General features: G+C 72.3%; 16 protein-coding genes. 8 read left to right on the forward strand and 8 right to left on the reverse strand.

Annotated features, from left to right (window positions below):
- Nucleotides 1-29 precede the first annotated feature (29 nt).
- The 3 genes from IEY99_RS21655 (at nucleotide 30) to IEY99_RS21665 (ending at nucleotide 2246) form a co-directional block, all read left to right on the forward strand.
- The gene (locus IEY99_RS21655; protein WP_189205866.1) at nucleotides 30-1274 is read left to right on the forward strand and encodes a L,D-transpeptidase; all 1245 of its coding nucleotides are present in this window, start codon (nucleotides 30-32) and stop codon (nucleotides 1272-1274) included.
- A gap of 34 nt (nucleotides 1275-1308) precedes the next feature.
- On the forward strand, nucleotides 1309-1647 hold the full coding sequence (locus IEY99_RS21660) for a hypothetical protein (RefSeq protein WP_189205867.1): 339 nt from the start codon (nucleotides 1309-1311) through the stop codon (nucleotides 1645-1647).
- Between the two features lie 80 nt (nucleotides 1648-1727).
- Complete coding sequence (locus tag IEY99_RS21665; protein WP_229799074.1) at nucleotides 1728-2246, forward strand: hypothetical protein; 519 nt, start codon at nucleotides 1728-1730, stop codon at nucleotides 2244-2246.
- On the opposite strand, the gene IEY99_RS21670 is transcribed toward IEY99_RS21665, so the two are convergent.
- On the reverse strand, nucleotides 2227-3672 hold the full coding sequence (locus tag IEY99_RS21670) for an APC family permease (RefSeq protein WP_189205868.1): 1446 nt from the start codon (nucleotides 3670-3672) through the stop codon (nucleotides 2227-2229). The genes IEY99_RS21665 and IEY99_RS21670 overlap by 20 nt on opposite strands.
- Nucleotides 3673-3860: 188 nt before the next feature.
- On the opposite strand from IEY99_RS21670, the gene IEY99_RS21675 reads away from it, so the two are divergent.
- Nucleotides 3861-6116, forward strand: coding sequence for a putative bifunctional diguanylate cyclase/phosphodiesterase (locus tag IEY99_RS21675; RefSeq protein WP_229799076.1), 2256 nt, complete (start codon nucleotides 3861-3863; stop codon nucleotides 6114-6116).
- 21 nt (nucleotides 6117-6137) lie between these two features.
- Here IEY99_RS21675 and IEY99_RS21680 read toward each other — a convergent pair whose 3' ends face one another.
- The 5 genes from IEY99_RS21680 to IEY99_RS21700 all read right to left on the reverse strand — a co-directional run bounded on the left by IEY99_RS21680 (nucleotide 6138) and on the right by IEY99_RS21700 (nucleotide 10136).
- Nucleotides 6138-6497 (reverse strand): fluoride efflux transporter FluC, encoded by a 360-nt coding sequence (locus IEY99_RS21680; protein ID WP_189205870.1) that lies wholly within the window; start codon nucleotides 6495-6497, stop codon nucleotides 6138-6140.
- On the reverse strand, nucleotides 6494-6859 hold the full coding sequence (locus IEY99_RS21685; protein WP_229799152.1) for a fluoride efflux transporter FluC: 366 nt from the start codon (nucleotides 6857-6859) through the stop codon (nucleotides 6494-6496). Before IEY99_RS21685 ends, IEY99_RS21680 begins: the two co-directional genes overlap by 4 nt.
- Nucleotides 6860-7100: 241 nt before the next feature.
- Nucleotides 7101-7904 (reverse strand): ABC transporter permease, encoded by an 804-nt coding sequence (locus IEY99_RS21690; protein ID WP_189205872.1) that lies wholly within the window; start codon nucleotides 7902-7904, stop codon nucleotides 7101-7103.
- Entirely contained in the window at nucleotides 7901-8905 is a 1005-nt protein-coding gene (locus IEY99_RS21695) for an ATP-binding cassette domain-containing protein (protein WP_189205873.1), read from the reverse strand. Before IEY99_RS21695 ends, IEY99_RS21690 begins: the two co-directional genes overlap by 4 nt.
- A 196-nt stretch (nucleotides 8906-9101) precedes the next feature.
- On the reverse strand, nucleotides 9102-10136 hold the full coding sequence (locus tag IEY99_RS21700) for a glycosyltransferase family 2 protein (RefSeq protein ID WP_189205874.1): 1035 nt from the start codon (nucleotides 10134-10136) through the stop codon (nucleotides 9102-9104).
- A gap of 148 nt (nucleotides 10137-10284) precedes the next feature.
- Between IEY99_RS21700 and IEY99_RS21705 the strand changes: the two genes are divergently transcribed.
- Together IEY99_RS21705 and IEY99_RS21710 are read left to right on the forward strand one after the other, a co-directional pair.
- Nucleotides 10285-12573 carry a putative bifunctional diguanylate cyclase/phosphodiesterase gene (locus tag IEY99_RS21705; protein ID WP_189205875.1) on the forward strand — a complete coding sequence of 763 codons (2289 nt, stop codon included), beginning with the start codon at nucleotides 10285-10287 and terminating at the stop codon, nucleotides 12571-12573.
- Nucleotides 12574-12647: 74 nt separating this feature from the next.
- The gene (locus IEY99_RS21710) at nucleotides 12648-12821 is read left to right on the forward strand and encodes a CsbD family protein (RefSeq protein WP_071805229.1); all 174 of its coding nucleotides are present in this window, start codon (nucleotides 12648-12650) and stop codon (nucleotides 12819-12821) included.
- A 49-nt stretch (nucleotides 12822-12870) separates the two neighbouring features.
- Here the strand turns inward: IEY99_RS21710 and IEY99_RS21715 are convergent, their stop codons facing one another.
- Nucleotides 12871-13515, reverse strand: coding sequence for a response regulator (locus IEY99_RS21715; RefSeq protein WP_189205876.1), 645 nt, complete (start codon nucleotides 13513-13515; stop codon nucleotides 12871-12873).
- Nucleotides 13516-13543: 28 nt separating this feature from the next.
- On the reverse strand, nucleotides 13544-14848 hold the full coding sequence (locus IEY99_RS21720; protein ID WP_189205877.1) for a sensor histidine kinase: 1305 nt from the start codon (nucleotides 14846-14848) through the stop codon (nucleotides 13544-13546).
- Nucleotides 14849-14979: 131 nt separating this feature from the next.
- On the opposite strand from IEY99_RS21720, the gene IEY99_RS21725 reads away from it, so the two are divergent.
- Nucleotides 14980-16083: a serine hydrolase domain-containing protein gene (locus IEY99_RS21725; RefSeq protein WP_189205878.1), complete on the forward strand. Its 1104-nt coding sequence runs from the start codon at nucleotides 14980-14982 to the stop codon at nucleotides 16081-16083.
- 117 nt (nucleotides 16084-16200) lie between these two features.
- Entirely contained in the window at nucleotides 16201-16683 is a 483-nt protein-coding gene (locus tag IEY99_RS21730) for a response regulator transcription factor (protein ID WP_189205879.1), read from the forward strand.
- Nucleotides 16684-16687 lie beyond the last annotated feature (4 nt).

A 16687-nucleotide genomic window follows, 5' to 3' on the forward strand; every position in this document is an offset into this window, starting at 1 on the left:
GAAGGCGCGGTGACGCGGTGAGAGGGATCATGAGACTTGGTGGAGTGACCGGCCCGGCCGGGCGGCGCTGGCGTACGGCGACGGCGGCCATCGCGGCCGCGACCGTGCTGCTCAGCGCCGGTTGCAGCGGCGACGGCAAGTCAGCCGCTCCCTCGTGGCAGGAGGCCGGGGCCGAGGCGGGAGGCACGAGCGCGTCCGCTTCGCCGTCGCCGCAGCCCACGCTCAGCACGGTGGCGGTCACCTCCCCGGCCAGGGACGCGACCGACGTCCAGGCCATCGCCGAGATCAAGTACTCCTCCGAGGACCCGGCGAACACCTCGGTCGAGGTCGCGGACGCGAACGGCAAGAAGGTCGAGGGCACCCTCGACAAGGACGAGAAGGTCTTCCGCCCGGCCAAGGCGCTCGGCTGGGGCAAGAAGTACACGGTCACGGTGACCGGCACCGCCTCCGGCGACAAGGGCGGCACCGCCACCAGCTCGTTCACCGTGATGGACAAGCCGTCCAAGCTGGTCCGGGTGGAGAGCTTCCTCGGCGACAACCAGACGGTCGGCGTCGGGATGCCCCTGATGATCTCGTTCGGCCGCGCGATCCCGGAGAAGTACCGCGACGACGTGCAGCGCCGGATGCAGGTCACCGCCACGCCGGCGCAGGAGGGCACGTGGCACTGGGTGAGCCCCACCCAGGTGCACTACCGCCCGAAGGTCTACTGGAAGGCACGCTCGAAGGTTTCCTACCGCGTCCAGCTCCAGGGCGTGCCCATGGGCGACGGCTGGTACGGCCGCTCCGACTACACCGTCAACGTGAACATCGGCCGGTCCTTCGTCATGACGGTGGACAACAAGAGCAAGCACATGACCGTGACGCGGGACGGCAAGGCCGTCAAGCGCATCCCGGTCAGCCTCGGCCAGAAGAAGTTCCCGTCGGTCAGCGGCACGATGCTGGTCATGGAGAAACTGCGCAAGACCGTCTTCGACACGCGGGGCCGGTTCAGCGAGGAAGACGCCTACCGCACCAAGGTCGAGTACGCGCAGCGGCTGACCTGGGGCGGCCAGTTCATCCACGCCGCGCCCTGGTCGAACGCCGAGCAGGGCCGCCGCAACGTCTCGCACGGCTGCGTCAACGTCTCGCAGGACCTGGGCAAGTGGCTGTTCGACAACACCATGATCGGCGACCCGGTCACGATCCGCGGCACCGAGGAGCAGATCGTCAACGGTGACGGCTGGACCGACTGGAGCATGAGCTGGGAGGACTACCGGAAGGGCAGCGCGATCTAGCGATCCACCGGGCCCGCCCGAGCCGGCGGGCCCGGTGGACGCGGACGACCAGCTGCGGGAGATCAAGGCCGTGGTAGACGGCTACGACCACGTCGCGTTCGGCGGCGACTTCACCGTGGTGCCGCCGGACTGGCCCGCCGACAGCTCGCGCGACTGGCTGTGGCCGTCCGGCCTGTACTTCGACGGCACCACCGGATATCGCGAGTGCGACCAGGCGGACGTCGCGCACCCGCAGCGGACCGGCCGGTCGACCACCGTCTGGGACGTGAAGTCCGACTACGTCTTCAGCACCCGGCCGTGGCGCTGGTGCGCGGTCGGCGCCTCCGCGTATTCCGACCACGCCGTCGTGATCTACAGCATGCGGATCGCCTGAGGGGCGAGCGGCGGGATGCACCCGTACGCGCCAGAGAAATATGCGCCGACTCGGGGTAATCGTGGTGTCACGATGCGCTGATGGAGTTTCGGGGCCGGCAGCCGTGCTGGCTGCACCCGCACCTGGGGACGACGACTGTCGACGGCCGTACTCCCCGGGCGTACATGGTGGCGCTGCGGCACGTGGTCGTGACGCTGGACGCGGATCCGGAATGGCGGCGGTGGTGGCGGGCTTCCGGCGTACCCGAGTGCGAACTGGGCATCGTGGCGGAGGACCAGGACCATCTGCGGCCGAGCGCCGACATCCGCAAGGTACGCGGCAAGGTCCGCGCCAACTTCACCTGCGCGGCACCCGCCGCCGTGGACCGGCGCCCGGCCGAACTGTTCCCGCTGGCGGTACGCGAGGTCACCGGCATGTTCGAGGTGATCCGCGAGGCGATCGGCCTCGGTGACCTGCCGCCGGTGCCGGCGCTGCCCGATCTGCCCGAGCACCTCGCGGAGCTCGAGGTGACCCGCAAGCCGCCGCAACCCGATGTGACGCTGTCGCAGATCCAGGAGTTCTTCGTCGAGGACCAGCCGCCTATCCGGCGAGGCGATTGACCCGCTCCGGCCGGTGTGCGCCCGGTGACCGCGGCCGCGGCACCGCGACGGGCGCCGGCGCCACCACCACCGCCGCGCCGCCCAGGCCGATGCCCGCATAGACGACCGGCCGGGCCCACCGCAGCACCAGGCCGTAGAGCACCCCGAGCAGGGCGGTGGCGGCGGCCGCGACGACCAGTTCCGGAAAGCTCAGGTACGCCAGGTACGTCAGCACGCCCAGCAGCACCGTCGACACCCCGGGAGCCAGGAACCGGCGCAGGACCCCCTCGCCCTCCGGATGACGGTTGAGGAACACCAGCGCCGCCAGCGAGGCGAGCGCCAGCAGGACGACGATGCCGAGGGCGCCGCCGACCGCCAGCCGGCTCCCGAGCGCCACGACCGGCCGGTCGAGGAGGACGCAGCCGCCGATGATCAGGCCGCCGGTGAGGCTCTGCGTGAGCGAGGCCGGACGCCACGCGCCGAGCCCGGCGGAGAGCACCCGCTCCCGGCCGAGGGCCAGGAGATAGCGGACGACGGTGTGGTGCAGGGCCAGCATGGCGGCGAGCAGGCCGGCGACCACCAGCGCCCGGCCGAGCGGGACCGTCCACGACGGCAGGCGGGTGGCCGCGAGGTCGAAGGCGAGCTCGGGCCCGCGGGCGGCGGCCGCGGCGGCGATCCGGCCGGGACCGGTCGCCACGGCCGTCGCCCAGCTCGCCGCGGCGTACAGCAGGGCCAGGAGCAGGACGGACGCGACGGCGGCGCGGGCGGTCGTGCTGCGCGGGCGGCGGACGTCCGCCGCATGGGTGACCGCCGTCTCGAAGCCGACGAAGGCGAACGCACCGACGACGAGCAGCAGCCCGAGCACCGGGCGGGACACCTCCCCCAGGTGGCCGGGGTGCAGCGCGGCCCAGGACACCCGGCCGCCACCGGGGTCGAGCAGGTTCGCCACCGCGTACCCGGCGACCAGCACGATCCCGCCGGACACCGGCACGGCCAGCAGCCGGGCGGTGGCCGCCGGGCTCAGCAGCAGGCCGCAGAGCGCGACCACGACCCAGCACGCCGCGGCGACCGCCCACCAGGGCGCGTCGATCAGCGGTGCGGCCGCCGCGCCGACCGTGCCGTAGAGCCCCACCTGCAGGGCGTTGTAGGAGAGCAGCGCCAGCCACGCGGCGCCGACGCCCGCCGGGCGGCCGAGTCCGCGGGCGACGAAGGAGTACAGCGCTCCCGGGCCCGGCAGCCGGCGGATCATGCCGGTGCAGCCCACCAGGAAGAGCAGCAGGAGGGCGCCGAGGGCGAGGAAGAGCAGCGGCAGGGCCGGCAGGCCGCTGTCGGCGTACGCGCCCGGCACGACGGCGGTGACGACGGTCAGCGGGGTCGCCGCGGCGAGCGCGAAGCACGCGACGGAGGCGCCGCCGAGGCGTCCCGCCGCCACAGGAGGCGGGGGCATCGCTTCATCTGACGCCCCGAGGTCCCGGCTATCAACCCTTTGTCATCTATCAGTAACTACAGGTGAGAAGGTTGGCCTGCTCGATAGAGGAACGCCGATGCCGTTCCGGCCGCGGCGGCGCCGGTGCAGAACGGTCGCCGGAAACGCTCAGTTTGCGGCCAGGCGGACCGACAGACCAGGTCATGGGCATGCTCGCAACTCAGCAGCAACTGACGGCGTTCCTCTCCGCCGTGGCTGACCGGCCGGACGGACCCGCGGCGCAGTACGCGGCCGTCGAGTGTGCCGCGCGTGCCCTGGAAACCGACGCCGCCGTGCTCATCATCGACTCCGGCGTGGTCGCCTCGGTCGGCCTCCGCGCCGAGCAGGTGCCGATCGCCGCCGTGCAGCAGGCCGCGGCCGAGCACCGCGACACCTTCGACCTGGCGGGCGTCACCTACGACATCGCGTACGCCCACATCAGCGGCCCGGCGAACGGCCTGCTGGTCGTCGGCCGCCGCCAGGGCCCGTTCTCCGACGAGGACGTCTCGCTGCTGCGCGGGATGGCCCGGGTGCTCGAGCTCGGCCTCCAGACGCTGCACCTCGGGGAGGCGCAACGGCGGCAGGCCGAGGAGAACGAGAGGCTCGCCGGCTCCCTCCAGGAACGGCAGCGCCTCTTCGAACACCTCAGCCGGATCCAGCGCCTGATCGCCCGCCGCGCCCCGCTGCAGAAGATCCTCGACTCGATCACCACCAGCGCGACCGAGCTGCTCGGCCTGGAGATCGGCTCGCTCAACGTGCTGGAGCGGGACGACCCTTCGGTCGGCAGCATGGTCTCCAGCGTCGGCTTCCCGCCGGACATCCTGCCCAAGATGAAGCGTGTCCCGCTGCCCTCGGCGGGTGCCGCCGGCCTGGCCGTCATGACCAACGAGCTGGTCCTGGTCGAGGACTACGAGAACAGCCCCTTCGCCATCCCCGACGTCGTCCGGTCGCGCCTGCGGGCCGTCATGGCGGTACCCGTCCACGAGAACGGCGCGGTCGTCGGCTGCCTCACCGTCGGCACGTACAAGGGCCCGCGGCAGTGGGACAAGCAGTCCCAGGAGGTGCTGAGGGCGTTCGCCGAGCACGTGAGCCTGGCGCTGACCGACGCGCAGACCCTCGAGGCGATGAACCAGGCCTTCCACGACTCGCTGACCGGGCTGGCCAGCCGTGCGCTGTTCCTGAACCGGCTCGACGGCGCCTTCGCGTCGGCCCGGGAGGCAGGCACCGGGCTCGCGGTCCTCTTCGTCGACCTGGACCGCTTCAAGGTCGTCAACGACTCCCTCGGCCACGCCGCCGGTGACCTGCTGCTGACCGGCGTCGCCGGACGCCTCAAGGCCTGCCTGCGCCCGCTCGACTCGGCGGCCCGGCTCGGCGGCGACGAGTTCGCGGTGCTGCTCCCGGCGGCGCACGGCGTGGACGAGGCCGTACCCGTGGCCGAGCGCATCCTGCAGGCGCTGCGCGAACCGTTCGACCTGGCCGGCAAGGAGACGTTCGTCAGCTGCAGCGTGGGCATCGCGTACAGCCCGGCCGGCGCGATCGACGGCGCCCAGGAGCTCATGGTCCAGGCCGACCTGGCCATGTACCAGGCGAAGAAGGCCGGCAAGGACCGCGTCGAGATCTTCGAGCCCGCGATGCAGAAGTCCTTTCAGGCCGGGCTCCAGCTGGAGGCGGACCTGCGCCGCGCGGTAGTCCGGCACGAGTTCACGCTGCGCTACCAGCCGATCGTGCACCTGCGTACGGGCGAGATCACCGGCCTGGAGGCCCTGGTCCGCTGGCAGCACCCGGAGCGCGGCATCATCCCGCCGCTGGACTTCGTCCCGCTCGCCGAGGAGACCGGGATGATCGTGCAGATCGGCGAATGGGTCCTGCGCGAGGCCTGCCGGCAGGCGGCCGCCTGGAACGCCCGCCGGGAGGGCCGGCGTCCCCTGAGCGTCAGCGTCAACCTGTCGGCGCTCCAGCTCGACCAGGCCGACCTGCCGGAGACGGTGGCCCAGGCCCTCGCGGACAGCGGCCTCCCGGCATCGTGCCTGGTGCTCGAACTCACCGAGTCGCTGTTGGTGGACCACCGGACGTCGACGCTGCGCCACCTCGAGCGGATCAAGGCGCTGGGCGTACGGCTGGCCATCGACGACTTCGGTACGGGGTACTCGTCGCTGGCGTACCTGCGCCGCTTCCCGGTCGACATCATCAAGATCGACAAGAGCTTCGTGGACGACGTCGGCGACGTGCCGGCGGCGGCCGCCCTGACCCTCGGCATCATCCAGCTCGGCCAGGCCCTCAGCCTCTCCACGATCGCGGAGGGCATCGAGAAGGCGGGACAGCTGAGCGAGCTGGCGGAGGGCAACTGCGAGCTCGGGCAGGGCTACTACTTCGCGGAGCCCCTCACCGAGCAGGCGATGGGAGAGCTGCTCCTCACCCAGCCCTGACCCGGTCCGCTCCGCACTCCGTCAGCCGGACACGCGGCCCGCCAGGTAGCCGATCGAGGCCGCGCCCAGGCCCGCGAGGACGCTGCCGAGGGCGTAGGCACCCGCAAGCGCGCGGCGCCCGGCCCGGACCAGCCCCACCGTCTCGAACCCGAACGTCGAGTAGGTGGTCAGCGCCCCGCAGAACCCCGTGCCCAGCAACGCGGCGACCGCCGGGGCGACGGGCAGCCCGACCAGAAAGCCCAGCAGCAACGACCCGGCGACATTGACGATCAGCGTGCCCCACGGCACCGGCGACTCGCGCCTGGCCCGCACATACCGATCGGTCAGGTACCGCAGCGGCGCACCCACCGCCGCGCCCACCGCCACCAGCAGCACGGTCACCGGAACACCGCCGCTTCGGTGAGGGCGGTGCCGAGCCACACCGCGGCCAGCGCCCCGACGAGGGTCGCGGCCAGGTAGGTCAGTGCGGTGCCCGGCGCGGCCCGGAGGACGTCGACGGTCGCGGTGGAGAAGGTCGTGTAGCCGCCCAGGACGCCGACGCCCCAGAACGGGCGAAGCAAGCGCTGCTCCGGACGGAAGCGGCGGATGAGCACCATGAGCACGCCGATCAGGAAGCAACCGGTCACGTTGACAATCCACGTCGCCCAGGCGAAGCCCGCCGGCTCGTGCGGCCAGGCGACGGCGATGCCATGACGCGCCAGGGCGCCCACCACCCCGCCCGCCGAAACCGCGGCGAGGACCAGCCCCGAACCACCGCCGTCGCGAGAACCCCCGTCCTGGGCGGGAGCGGGTCCGCCGGCCGGGGCGTCGCCGGGGCAGGCGGCTTCCGGATCCACGGGATCACGCTAGCCCAGCACCAACCCGGTGCGACGCAGCGACTCCGGGCGTGTACGGCGACGACGGCCGTGACCACCAGGCCGGACGGAACCGGTCGAGCGGGGGCGGCGGCTGATCGGAGCGGTCAGCCGCCGCTGCGACCGAGCCCTATCGGGAGGCGGCTCGGCGGTATTGGCGGATCGCCAGGGGCATGAAGACGACGAGCGCGGCGCCGATCCAGATGAGGCTGTAGGCGACCGGATTGCGCAGCGCCCAGGTGTCCGGGACCGGGACGGCGGGGTTGGTGTTGCCGAAGAGCTCGCGGGCGGCCTGGGTCACCGAGGAGACCGGGTTCCATTCGGCGATGAACTTGACCACCGTGGGGAGGTTGCCGGTGGGCACGAAGGTGTTGGCGATGAAGGTCATCGGGAAGATGACGATGAAGCTGGCGTTGTTGACCACCTCCGGCGTGCGGACCGAGAGGCCGACGACCGCCATGATCCAGGAGATCGCGTAGGCGAACGTCAGCAGCAGGACGACCGCGAGGATCGCCTCGGGCACCGACGAGCGGACCCGCCAGCCGACGACCAGGCCGGAGAGGGCCATGACCACGAACGTGACGAGGTTGATGCCGACGTCCGCGGCCGTGCGGCCCAGCAGCACGGCAGAGCCCGACATGGGCAGCGTGCGGAACCGGTCGATGATGCCTTTCTGCAGGTCCTCGGCGAGGCTCGCACCCGTCCAGGTCGCGCCGAAGACGACGGTCTGGACGAAGATGCCGGCCATGAGGAACTCGCGGTAGTTGACCCCGGGCACCTCGATCGCGCTGCCGAAGACGTAGGCGAACAGCAGGACGAACATGATCGGGGACAGGGTCGAGAAGACCAGCACGTCCGGGACGCGCTTGATCTTCAGCAGATTGCGGCGGGTGATGACCGCGCCGTCCGCGAAGGCGGAGACCACGGCGTTCATCGCACGACCTCCTCTTCGAGGGAGCCGGCACTCGGCGAGGCCGCCGGGGACTCGGCGGCGTGACCGGTCAGCTCGAGGAAGACGTCGTCGAGCGTGGGGCGGCGTACGCCGACGTCCATGACCGACACCCCGGCCTCGTCGAGCCGGCGCAGCGCGTCGACCAGCACCGCCGCGGCGGGTCTGCCACCGTCCACCGGCGCGGACAGCTTGCGGGTGTGCTCGTCGACGCCGACCCGGCCCCGGCACGCCTGGCCGAGGGCCTCCGCAGCCTCGCGCACCCGGCCGGGCTCCGCGATCACCATCTCGATCACCTCGCCTCCGACCTGCGACTTCAGCTGGTCGGGGGTGCCTTCGGCGATGACCCGGCCGCGGTCCACCACGACGATGGAATCCGCCAGCCGATCGGCCTCCTCGAGGTACTGCGTCGTCAGCAGCACGGTGGTGCCGCCGGCCACCAGGTCGGCCAGGGTGGCCCACATCTCCGTGCGGCTGCGCGGGTCGAGCCCGGTGGTGGGCTCGTCCAGGAACAGCACCTGGGGCCGGGCCACCAGGGCACCGGCCAGGTCGAGCCGCCGCCGCATGCCGCCGGAGTAGGTCTTGACCGGCCGGTTCGCGGCGTCCTCCAGCCGGAACTGCTCCAGTAGCTCGCGGGCTCGTGCCGCGGACGGCTTCCGGCCCAGGTGGTAGAGGCGTCCCACCATGTCCAGGTTCTCGAAGCCGGTCAGGTATTCGTCCACCGCCGCATACTGACCGGAGACCCCGATGCGTTCCCGGACCCGTCGCGGCTCCCGCAGCACGTCGATGCCGAGGACCTGCGCCCGGCCGGAGTCGGGTTGCAGCAGGGTCGTGAGGACCCGTACGCATGTCGTCTTGCCTGCCCCGTTCGGCCCGAGCAGGCCCAGCACGGTGCCCTCGGCAATCTCCAGATGGAGACCGTCGAGGGCCTTGACCTCCCCGTATGTCTTCACGAGGCTGTCTGCCACCACCGCCATCGTCGTCATGCTGAGCGACGCTACGCGCGCCCTCCGACAATTTCCGTCCCGTGGCCCCGCACGGCGGGGACGCACGGGAGGCCGGGGACGGGCGTGGCGGCGCTCGTCCCCGGCCTCGTCCGGGCACGCTGCGCGCCACCGGCGTCGAGGCCGGCGGGCGCGCGAAGGATCGCGTGGCCGTCCACTGTAGGGGAACCGGTCCCGATCAGCACGGGACACCCTGGGGCGGCGCCGCGGCGAGCACCGGGGGAACCGGCGGCCCCGGCTCGGGACCGCGCTTGACCATCCGGTACGCCTGCCGGAGCCCGGCGTACAGCGGATAGCTGCCGAGGCGAACCAGGCGGTGCTTGAGGCCGGGATGGCCCGGATAGCCGTCCGGCAGGTAGCGGCGGTAGTACGCGACCAGGCGCCGGAAGAAGGCCCGCCGCTGCCGGGGGTGCAGGCGGCCGTCGTTGCCCGCGACCACCAGCAGGTGGTCGACCATCAAGGTGAACAGCTGGTGACGCAGCCAGGGCTCGCAGCCGCGGGCCGAGACCCAGGACAGCATCCGGTCGTACTGGTCGAAGACCTCGAAGTGGCGTTCGCTGCGGGTGGCGGTGATCGCACCGAGACGGCCGATCCGGTAGTGGTAGCAGACCCGGTCGAGGACGGCGATCCGCTGCGCGGCGATCAGCACCGGGTTGCTGAACGAGACGTCTTCGTACCATCCGGGCACGAAGCGCAGCCCGGCCTCCGCCAGCAGCCCGCGGCGCACGATCCGGTTCCAGGCCGTGTGCTGGAGCCGGATGAGGCTGGCGAGGCTCGGGTCGCGCAGCACGCCGCTGCTCGCGTCGGACGCCGCCCGGCCGTCCTCGTGCACCCGGAGGTGGTCGATCAGCAGGACGTCGGGCTGCTCCGCGCGCAGGCGGTCGAGCACCGCCCGCACCGAACCGTCGGGCAGCCAGTCGTCGCTGTCGACGAACCAGACATAGGTGCCGCGAGCCTCCGCCAGCCCCGCGTTGCGCGCCCGTCCCAGGCCGACGTTCTGACTCAGATGCACCACTCGCAGGTCGCCGTGGCGGGCCGCGTACGCGTCCAGCATCGCCCCGCAGCCGTCCGGCGACGCGTCGTCGACCGCGATGACCTCGACCGACGCCGCCTCCTGCGGGTTCAGGCCGGCCCGGATCGAGTCGAGGCACTGGTGGAGATAGCCCTCGACCCGGTACACGGGCACGACCACCGACAACAGCACGGTATTCATCCTGATCACGCTCGACCCCCCGGGTGACGAACGGCCGAACGGGGGTTGTCCGGAACACGTCGGGGGTGAGGCGGGGCGCAAATTCTCACGCCCGGCGCCCGGCGACCGATGGAGGCGGTACCGGATCGGTGGCTGGAGGGGGTAAGGCGTGGGCACAACGGACCGGCTGCTGCGTGCATCCGGCATCAGTGCGCTGGCCGCGATCCTCTGGTTCGTGGTCAACCTGGTGCATCCGGTCGGACCCCGGGCGCTGCTCTGGCTGCCGACCGTGGCCGGCAGCGTCATCCTGGTCATGGGCTTGCGCCGTACGGCGCGGACCGAGGCCCTGCCCGAGGCGACCCGGCGGTTCTGGCGGCATCTGACCGCCGCGGCGGTGTTCATCGGCATCGGCGTGGTGTCCCAGGCCGTGGACGTGCTGGCCGAGGAGGAGCCGCGCGGACTCCAGACGGGTCCCGTCATGCTGGTCACCTGCGCCGTCGGCGTACTGATCATCATGTTCGCGCTGTTCCGGCTGCCGCTCGAGCGGCAGTCCCACGGCGAGATGTTCCGGGTCGTGCTCGACGCCGGCACCCTGATGCTGGCCGCCGCCGTGTTCTTCTGGCACTTCTCCACCCGCGCGGCGCTGAGCCAGGGCGACGACAAGGCCATCTACCTCTCGTTGTTCGTCACGATCATCGCCCTGCTCGCCGTCTTCGCGGTGTCCAAGTTCGTCCTGTCCAGCCACGCCCACATCGACAACGGCGCGCTGCGGCTGCTGGCCGTCGCGATGTTCGTGGGGGCCGTCGCGCCGATGTTCCGCGGCCCGTTCGAGGCGGTGGACCCGCATCTGTTCCCCGACATGTGGAGCACGCCGGTCGTCTACTACTTCGCCGTCCTGGCCGCCGCCCGTCAGCGCACGGCGCTCGGCGGCAAGCGGCGGGGTGTCCCGGCGCCTCGGCGACGGTCGTTCAGCCTGCTGCCGTACGTGGCGGTCGCCGCCGTCGACGGCCTGCTGGTCTACGTGACCTGGACCAACGGCGAGGACGAGGCCGTGGTGGTCGGTTCGGCGGTGGTGCTCACCGCGCTCGTCGTGCTGCGCCAGCTCACCGCGTTCCGGGACAACAGCCGCCTGCTGGCGCGCCTGGACCACAGCGCGACCCACGACGCCCTCACCCAGCTGCCGAACCGCATCCTCTTCCACAGCCGGCTGCAGCAGGCACTGACCGCCCCGGGCGACCGTCCGGTGGCCGTGGCGCTGATCGACCTCGACGACTTCAAGGAGGTCAACGACACCCTCGGGCACGAGGTCGGCGACCTGCTGCTGGTCGGGGTGGCGAAGCGGCTGGAGGGCTGCGTCCGGGCCGAGGACACGGTGGCGCGGCTCGGCGGCGACGAGTTCGTCGTGGTGCTCGACGACGCCGACCCGGCCGCCGCGGACCTGGCCGCCGACCGGATGATGCGCGCGCTGCAGCAGCCGGTCTACGCCGACGGTCACGAGCTGCCGATCCGGGCCAGCATCGGCATCGCGGACGGGCGCTCCGGCGATCAGCCCTCGGTGCTGCTGCGGCACGCCGACATCGCGATGTACGCGGCGAAGAACCTGCCCGGCACGGCCTGCCTGCACTACGAGCCGAGCATGTCGGTGACCGGCAACGACCTCGGCGCGGAGCTGCGCTACGCGATCGACAACGACCAGCTGTTCCTGCTGTACCAGCCGATCGTCTCGCTCGACGACGGCCACATCATGGGCGCCGAGGCGCTGGTGCGCTGGGCCCACCCGGTCCGGGGCACGCTGGCGCCGGACGCCTTCATCCCGGTCGCCGAGCGCACCGGTCTCATCGTCCCGCTGGGGGACTGGGTCATGCGGACGTCGTTCGCCCAGCTCGCCGCGTGGAACGTGGAGCACGGCGACGCCGCCCCGCAGGTCCTCAACGTCAACGTGTCGGCCCGTGACCTGCGCGAGCCCGGCTTCGCCGAGCGCGTGGGAGAGCTGCTCGCCGAGTTCGACCTGGCTGCCGAGCGGGTGGTCCTGGAGATCACCGAGACGATGGCCCTGGAGCCCGGCCCGTCGGTGATCAACCTGCTCCGGCTGCGGGCCATGGGCGTCCGGGTCTCGCTGGACGACTTCGGCACCGGCCACTCGACGCTGACGCTGCTGCACGACTGCCCGATCGACGAGATCAAGCTGGACCGCTCCTTCACCCAGTCGGAGGTCGACGACCGCCCGCCGGTGTCGGCGGCGGTGATCCACCTGGCGCAGGCCCTCGGCCTGCACGCGGTGGCGGAGGGCGTGGAGACGGCGGACCAGGCGGAGCAGCTGTTGTCGCTGGGCTACATCGCGGCGCAGGGCTACCACTTCGCCCGCCCGATGCCCCCGGCCCGCCTCAGCGAACTGCTCGCGGCCAAGAAGTCCCTGATGCCCTCCGCGGCGCCGGCCGAAACCGTGCCCACGGCGTGATTCCCCTCTCGGGGTTGCACCGCGCGCATCCGGGTACATCCGGATGCGTAGGCGACTCACCCCGGGAGGTTCCGATGGGCACCGACGACAAGATCGACAACAAGGCCGAGGAACTCGGCGGCAAGGTCAAGGAGGGCGTCGGCAAGGCGACCGACGACGAGCGCCTCGAGGCCGAGGGCAAGGCCGACCAGACCACCTCGAAGTTGAAGCAGGCCGGCGAGGACATCAAGGACGCCTTCAAGAGCTGAGCTCCCCGCGTACGGAACGAAGGGCGCCCGCCGCTGCGGGCGCCCTTTCTCAGCTGCGCAGATAGGCGAGGACCGCCAGGACGCGGCGGTGCTGTTCCTCGTCGGGCGGCAGGTCGAGCTTGGTGAAGATGTTGCGGACGTGCTTCTCCACCGCGCCCTCGGTCACCACGATCGTGCGGGCGATCGCGGTGTTGGAGCGGCCTTCCGCCATCAGACCGAGGACCTCCCGCTCTCGCGGGGTGAGGTTACGCAGCGGGTCGTCGCGGCGGCGCCGGACCAGGAGCTGGCCGACGACCTCCGGGTCCAGGACCGTCGCGCCGGCGGCCACCCGGCGCAGGCCGTCCAGGAAGTCCGCGACCTCGGAGACGCGGTCCTTGAGCAGGTAGCCCACCGCGCCCAGGCGATCGGCGAGCAGGTCGTCGGCGTACTCCACCTCGACGTACTGCGACAGCACCAGGATCGGGCTGCCCGGCACCTGCCTGCGGGCCTCCACGGCCGCCCGCAGACCCTCGTCGGTGTGCGTGGGGGGCATCCGGACGTCCACGATGGACACGTCCGGCTTGTGCTCGACGATCGCGTCGACCAGCGAGGGACCGTCGCCGACGGCCGCGACGACGGTGCACTCGTTCTCCTCGACCAGCCTGACCAGGCCCTCGCGCAGGAGCACGGCATCGTCGGCAATCACCACCCGCATGCCGACAGAGCCTAGCGGGGCCCTGGCGCTACAGCGGCAGCGCGACCGTGAGCGTGGTGCCCGCTCCGGCGGGGCTGCGCACGTCCATCACCCCGCCCAGCGCCTGGACGCGGTCCGTGAGACCGGCCAGGCCGTGGCCCTTGGCGAGGCTCGCACCGCCCACCCCGTCGTCGGCGACCGTGAGCGTCAGCCCGGTGGCCTCCCGGCGCACGCTCACCTGCACCTCGGCCGCGTGGCTGTGCTTGGCGACGTTGGTGAGCGCCTCGGCCACCACGAAGTACGCCGTCGTCTCCACCGCCGGGTCGAGCCGTCCGATCGGCGGGGCGTCCAGGTCGACCGGAACCGTGCAGCGCCCGGCGAGCGCGGTCAGCGCCGCCTGCAGTCCCCGGTCGACGAGGATCGGCGGGGCGATGCCCCGGGACAGCGCGCGAAGCTCGTCGAGGGTCTCCCGGGTCTGCGCCAGGGCCTCGGCGACCGTGGCGCGCGCGGCGTCGGGGTCGGTGGCGAACTGCTGCTCGGCCCGGCCGAGGTCCATCGCCAGCCGGACCAGGCGCTGCTGCGGACCGTCGTGGATGTCGCGTTCGAGCCGCCGCAGCGCGATGGCCTCGGCCGAGACGGCGGCGGCCTTCTGGGCCTGGGCGGTGTCGCGGGCGGCCACCGCCTCGGCCACCCGCTCGCGCAGCTCGTTGACGCCGCTGAGCAGGGCGCGGGCGAACAGTCCCTCGAGCAGCGCCGAGCCGCGCAGGACGGGATACAGCGTGCCCAGGAAGAAGAAGCCGATGGCCAGGTGGAAGACGATCCGGGTCGAGGTGGCGTCGCCCAGCCCCAGCAACTCGGGCAGGTCGGAGTTCTCGGGGCCGCGCGGGAGCGACCACTCCCAGAGCGGATAGGTGAGGCCGCCGAGCGTGCCGGCCCACCAGGTCACCGCGAAGCAGAACGCGACGGTGCTCGGAACCCAGCGCAGGATGGCGTGGAGCAGGTCGAGCCAGGCCTGGCCGTCGGCGAGCGGCGTGAGGAACCGCCGGGCGGGGCCCGCCCCCGCGGGCGCTTGCTTGTAGTACGGATGCGGCAGCCGCAAGCCGATCACCGGGGCGATCCGCGCCCGCTCGACGGTGGCCAGGCCGCGCGCCAGCATCAGCGTGCCGGCCATGATCGGCACGCCGACCCAGATGACGGCCGTGCCGACGGCGACGGTGAGGCCGGTGAAGCCGGCCACCACGGCGACCAGGCCCAGGGGGAACCCCAGCAGGATGAACTGGGTGTCGAGGCCGACCTGCCGGAGCACGCGGCGGAGCGGGGCCTGATGTGCCGCCGGGACGAGGGTGGTGGTCATGTCCTAGACGGTAGGCAGGGCGGGCTCGCGAACCGATCCCGGTGGCCGCCGGATCGGAGGTAGGGTTAACCCCACCCCTGAGCTGTCCCGATCTGCCCCGCCGCCACCCCCGCGTGCGCGATGCTGGGGGCGTGAGGGACTGGAGGGACCTGCAGACGCGGGTGCAGCGCCGGGCCGAGGCGCTCGTCGGCTCCGGCCGGGAGCTGGGCGTGCAGGTCGCCGCCTACCTGGACGGGCGGTTGATCGTGAACGCCTGCGCCGGGGTGGCCGACGAGTCCACCGGCGCCCAGGTCACCCCGGAGACCACCTTCTTCAGCCCGGCGACCGGCAAGGGCCTGGCCAGCACGGCCGTGCACGTCCTCGCCGAGCGCGGCCAGCTCGACTACGACCTGCGCCTGGCGGACGTGTGGCCCGAGTACGCCCGCCACGGCAAGCAGGACACGACGTTGCGGCACGTCCTGTCGCACGCGGCCGGGGTGCCGGCGCTGCCGTCGTACACCACGGCCGAGGACTTCCTGGACTGGGACCGGATGTGCCGGACGATCGCGGGGTCCACGCCGCTGTGGCCGCCCGGCACCCGGCACGGCGTCCACGAGTGGACGTACGGCTGGCTGCTCGGCGAGGTGGTCCGCCGGGTCGTGAACCGGCCGATCTCCTGGGTGCTCGCCGAGGACATCGCCCGGCCGCTCGGCGCGGACCGTGAGCTGTTCTTCGGCGTACCCCCGGACCAGCTGCACCGGGTGGCCCGGCTGAAGGACCGCAACTGGACCACCGCGCTGGACCTGTTCAGCGCCAACCTGGAGAACTTCGACAAGGTCGCGCCGCCCGCGGTACGCCCCGACCCGGCGCTCGGCAACCGCCGCGACATCCTGCGCACGGACATCCCGGCGGTGGCCACGGTGAGCGCCCGCGGGATGGCCCGGATGTACGCCGCACTCATGGACGAGGTCGACGGAGTACGCCTGATCTCGCCGGACCGGCTGAAGCTGATCACCGCGGTCTGCACCGAGGGCCCGGACTGGACCATCGGCGGCGACCTGCCCAAGACGCTGGGCTACGTGGCCCAGCAGTCCGGGCGGATCGGCTGGGGCGGCAACGGCGGCGGCCTGGCCGGCTTCTACCCGGACCTGGGCCTGGCGGTGGCGGCCACGAAGAACTATCTGGGGGTCAGCGACCAGGACCCCATGGAGGCGTGCGCGGCCATGATCCACGACGCGGTCGCCGGACGCGACTGATCTCGCGACTTCTGGGCGTTTTGCGCCCTGAGGTGACGGTCACGGCGAAACGGCTAAGCCGTCGGCGGGGTACGCCGAACAGTCGTTCGTACCCGAACCCGGATGGAGGTGCCCGCTGTGCCGACCGTACTCATCGCCGACGACGAAGCCGACCACCGTGAGCTTCTCACTCTGGCGCTGCGCCGGCTGGGGCACGAGGTCGTCGCGGTCCGCGACGCGGCATCGGCGCAGCGGGCCGTCGAGGCCGGCGGGATCGACGCGGCCCTGCTCGACGTACGGATGCCCGGCACGTCCGGCATCGACCTGTGCCACGCCCTGCGGCAGGACCCGGCCACCGCCCACCTCCCGATCATGCTGGTCAGCGCCGACGTCTACGGCGAGCGGATCCGGGCCGGGGTCGAGGCCGGAGCCGACGACTACCTGACGAAGCCCTACCACCGGGCGGAGCTTGAGGCCCGGCTGGGCGCGCTGCTGCGGCGCCGGCAATGCGCCGCCACCGTGCCCGCGGCGGCCGCCACCGCCGCCATGCTCGCCGCCCGCGCCGCCCTGCCGGCGCCGATGCCCGTACGGATGGAGCGAACGTTGCCGCTGACGGCCTGATCGA

It is taken from the genome of Couchioplanes azureus, assembly GCF_014648355.1.
Taxonomy (GTDB): Bacteria; Actinomycetota; Actinomycetes; order Mycobacteriales; family Micromonosporaceae; genus Actinoplanes; species Actinoplanes azureus.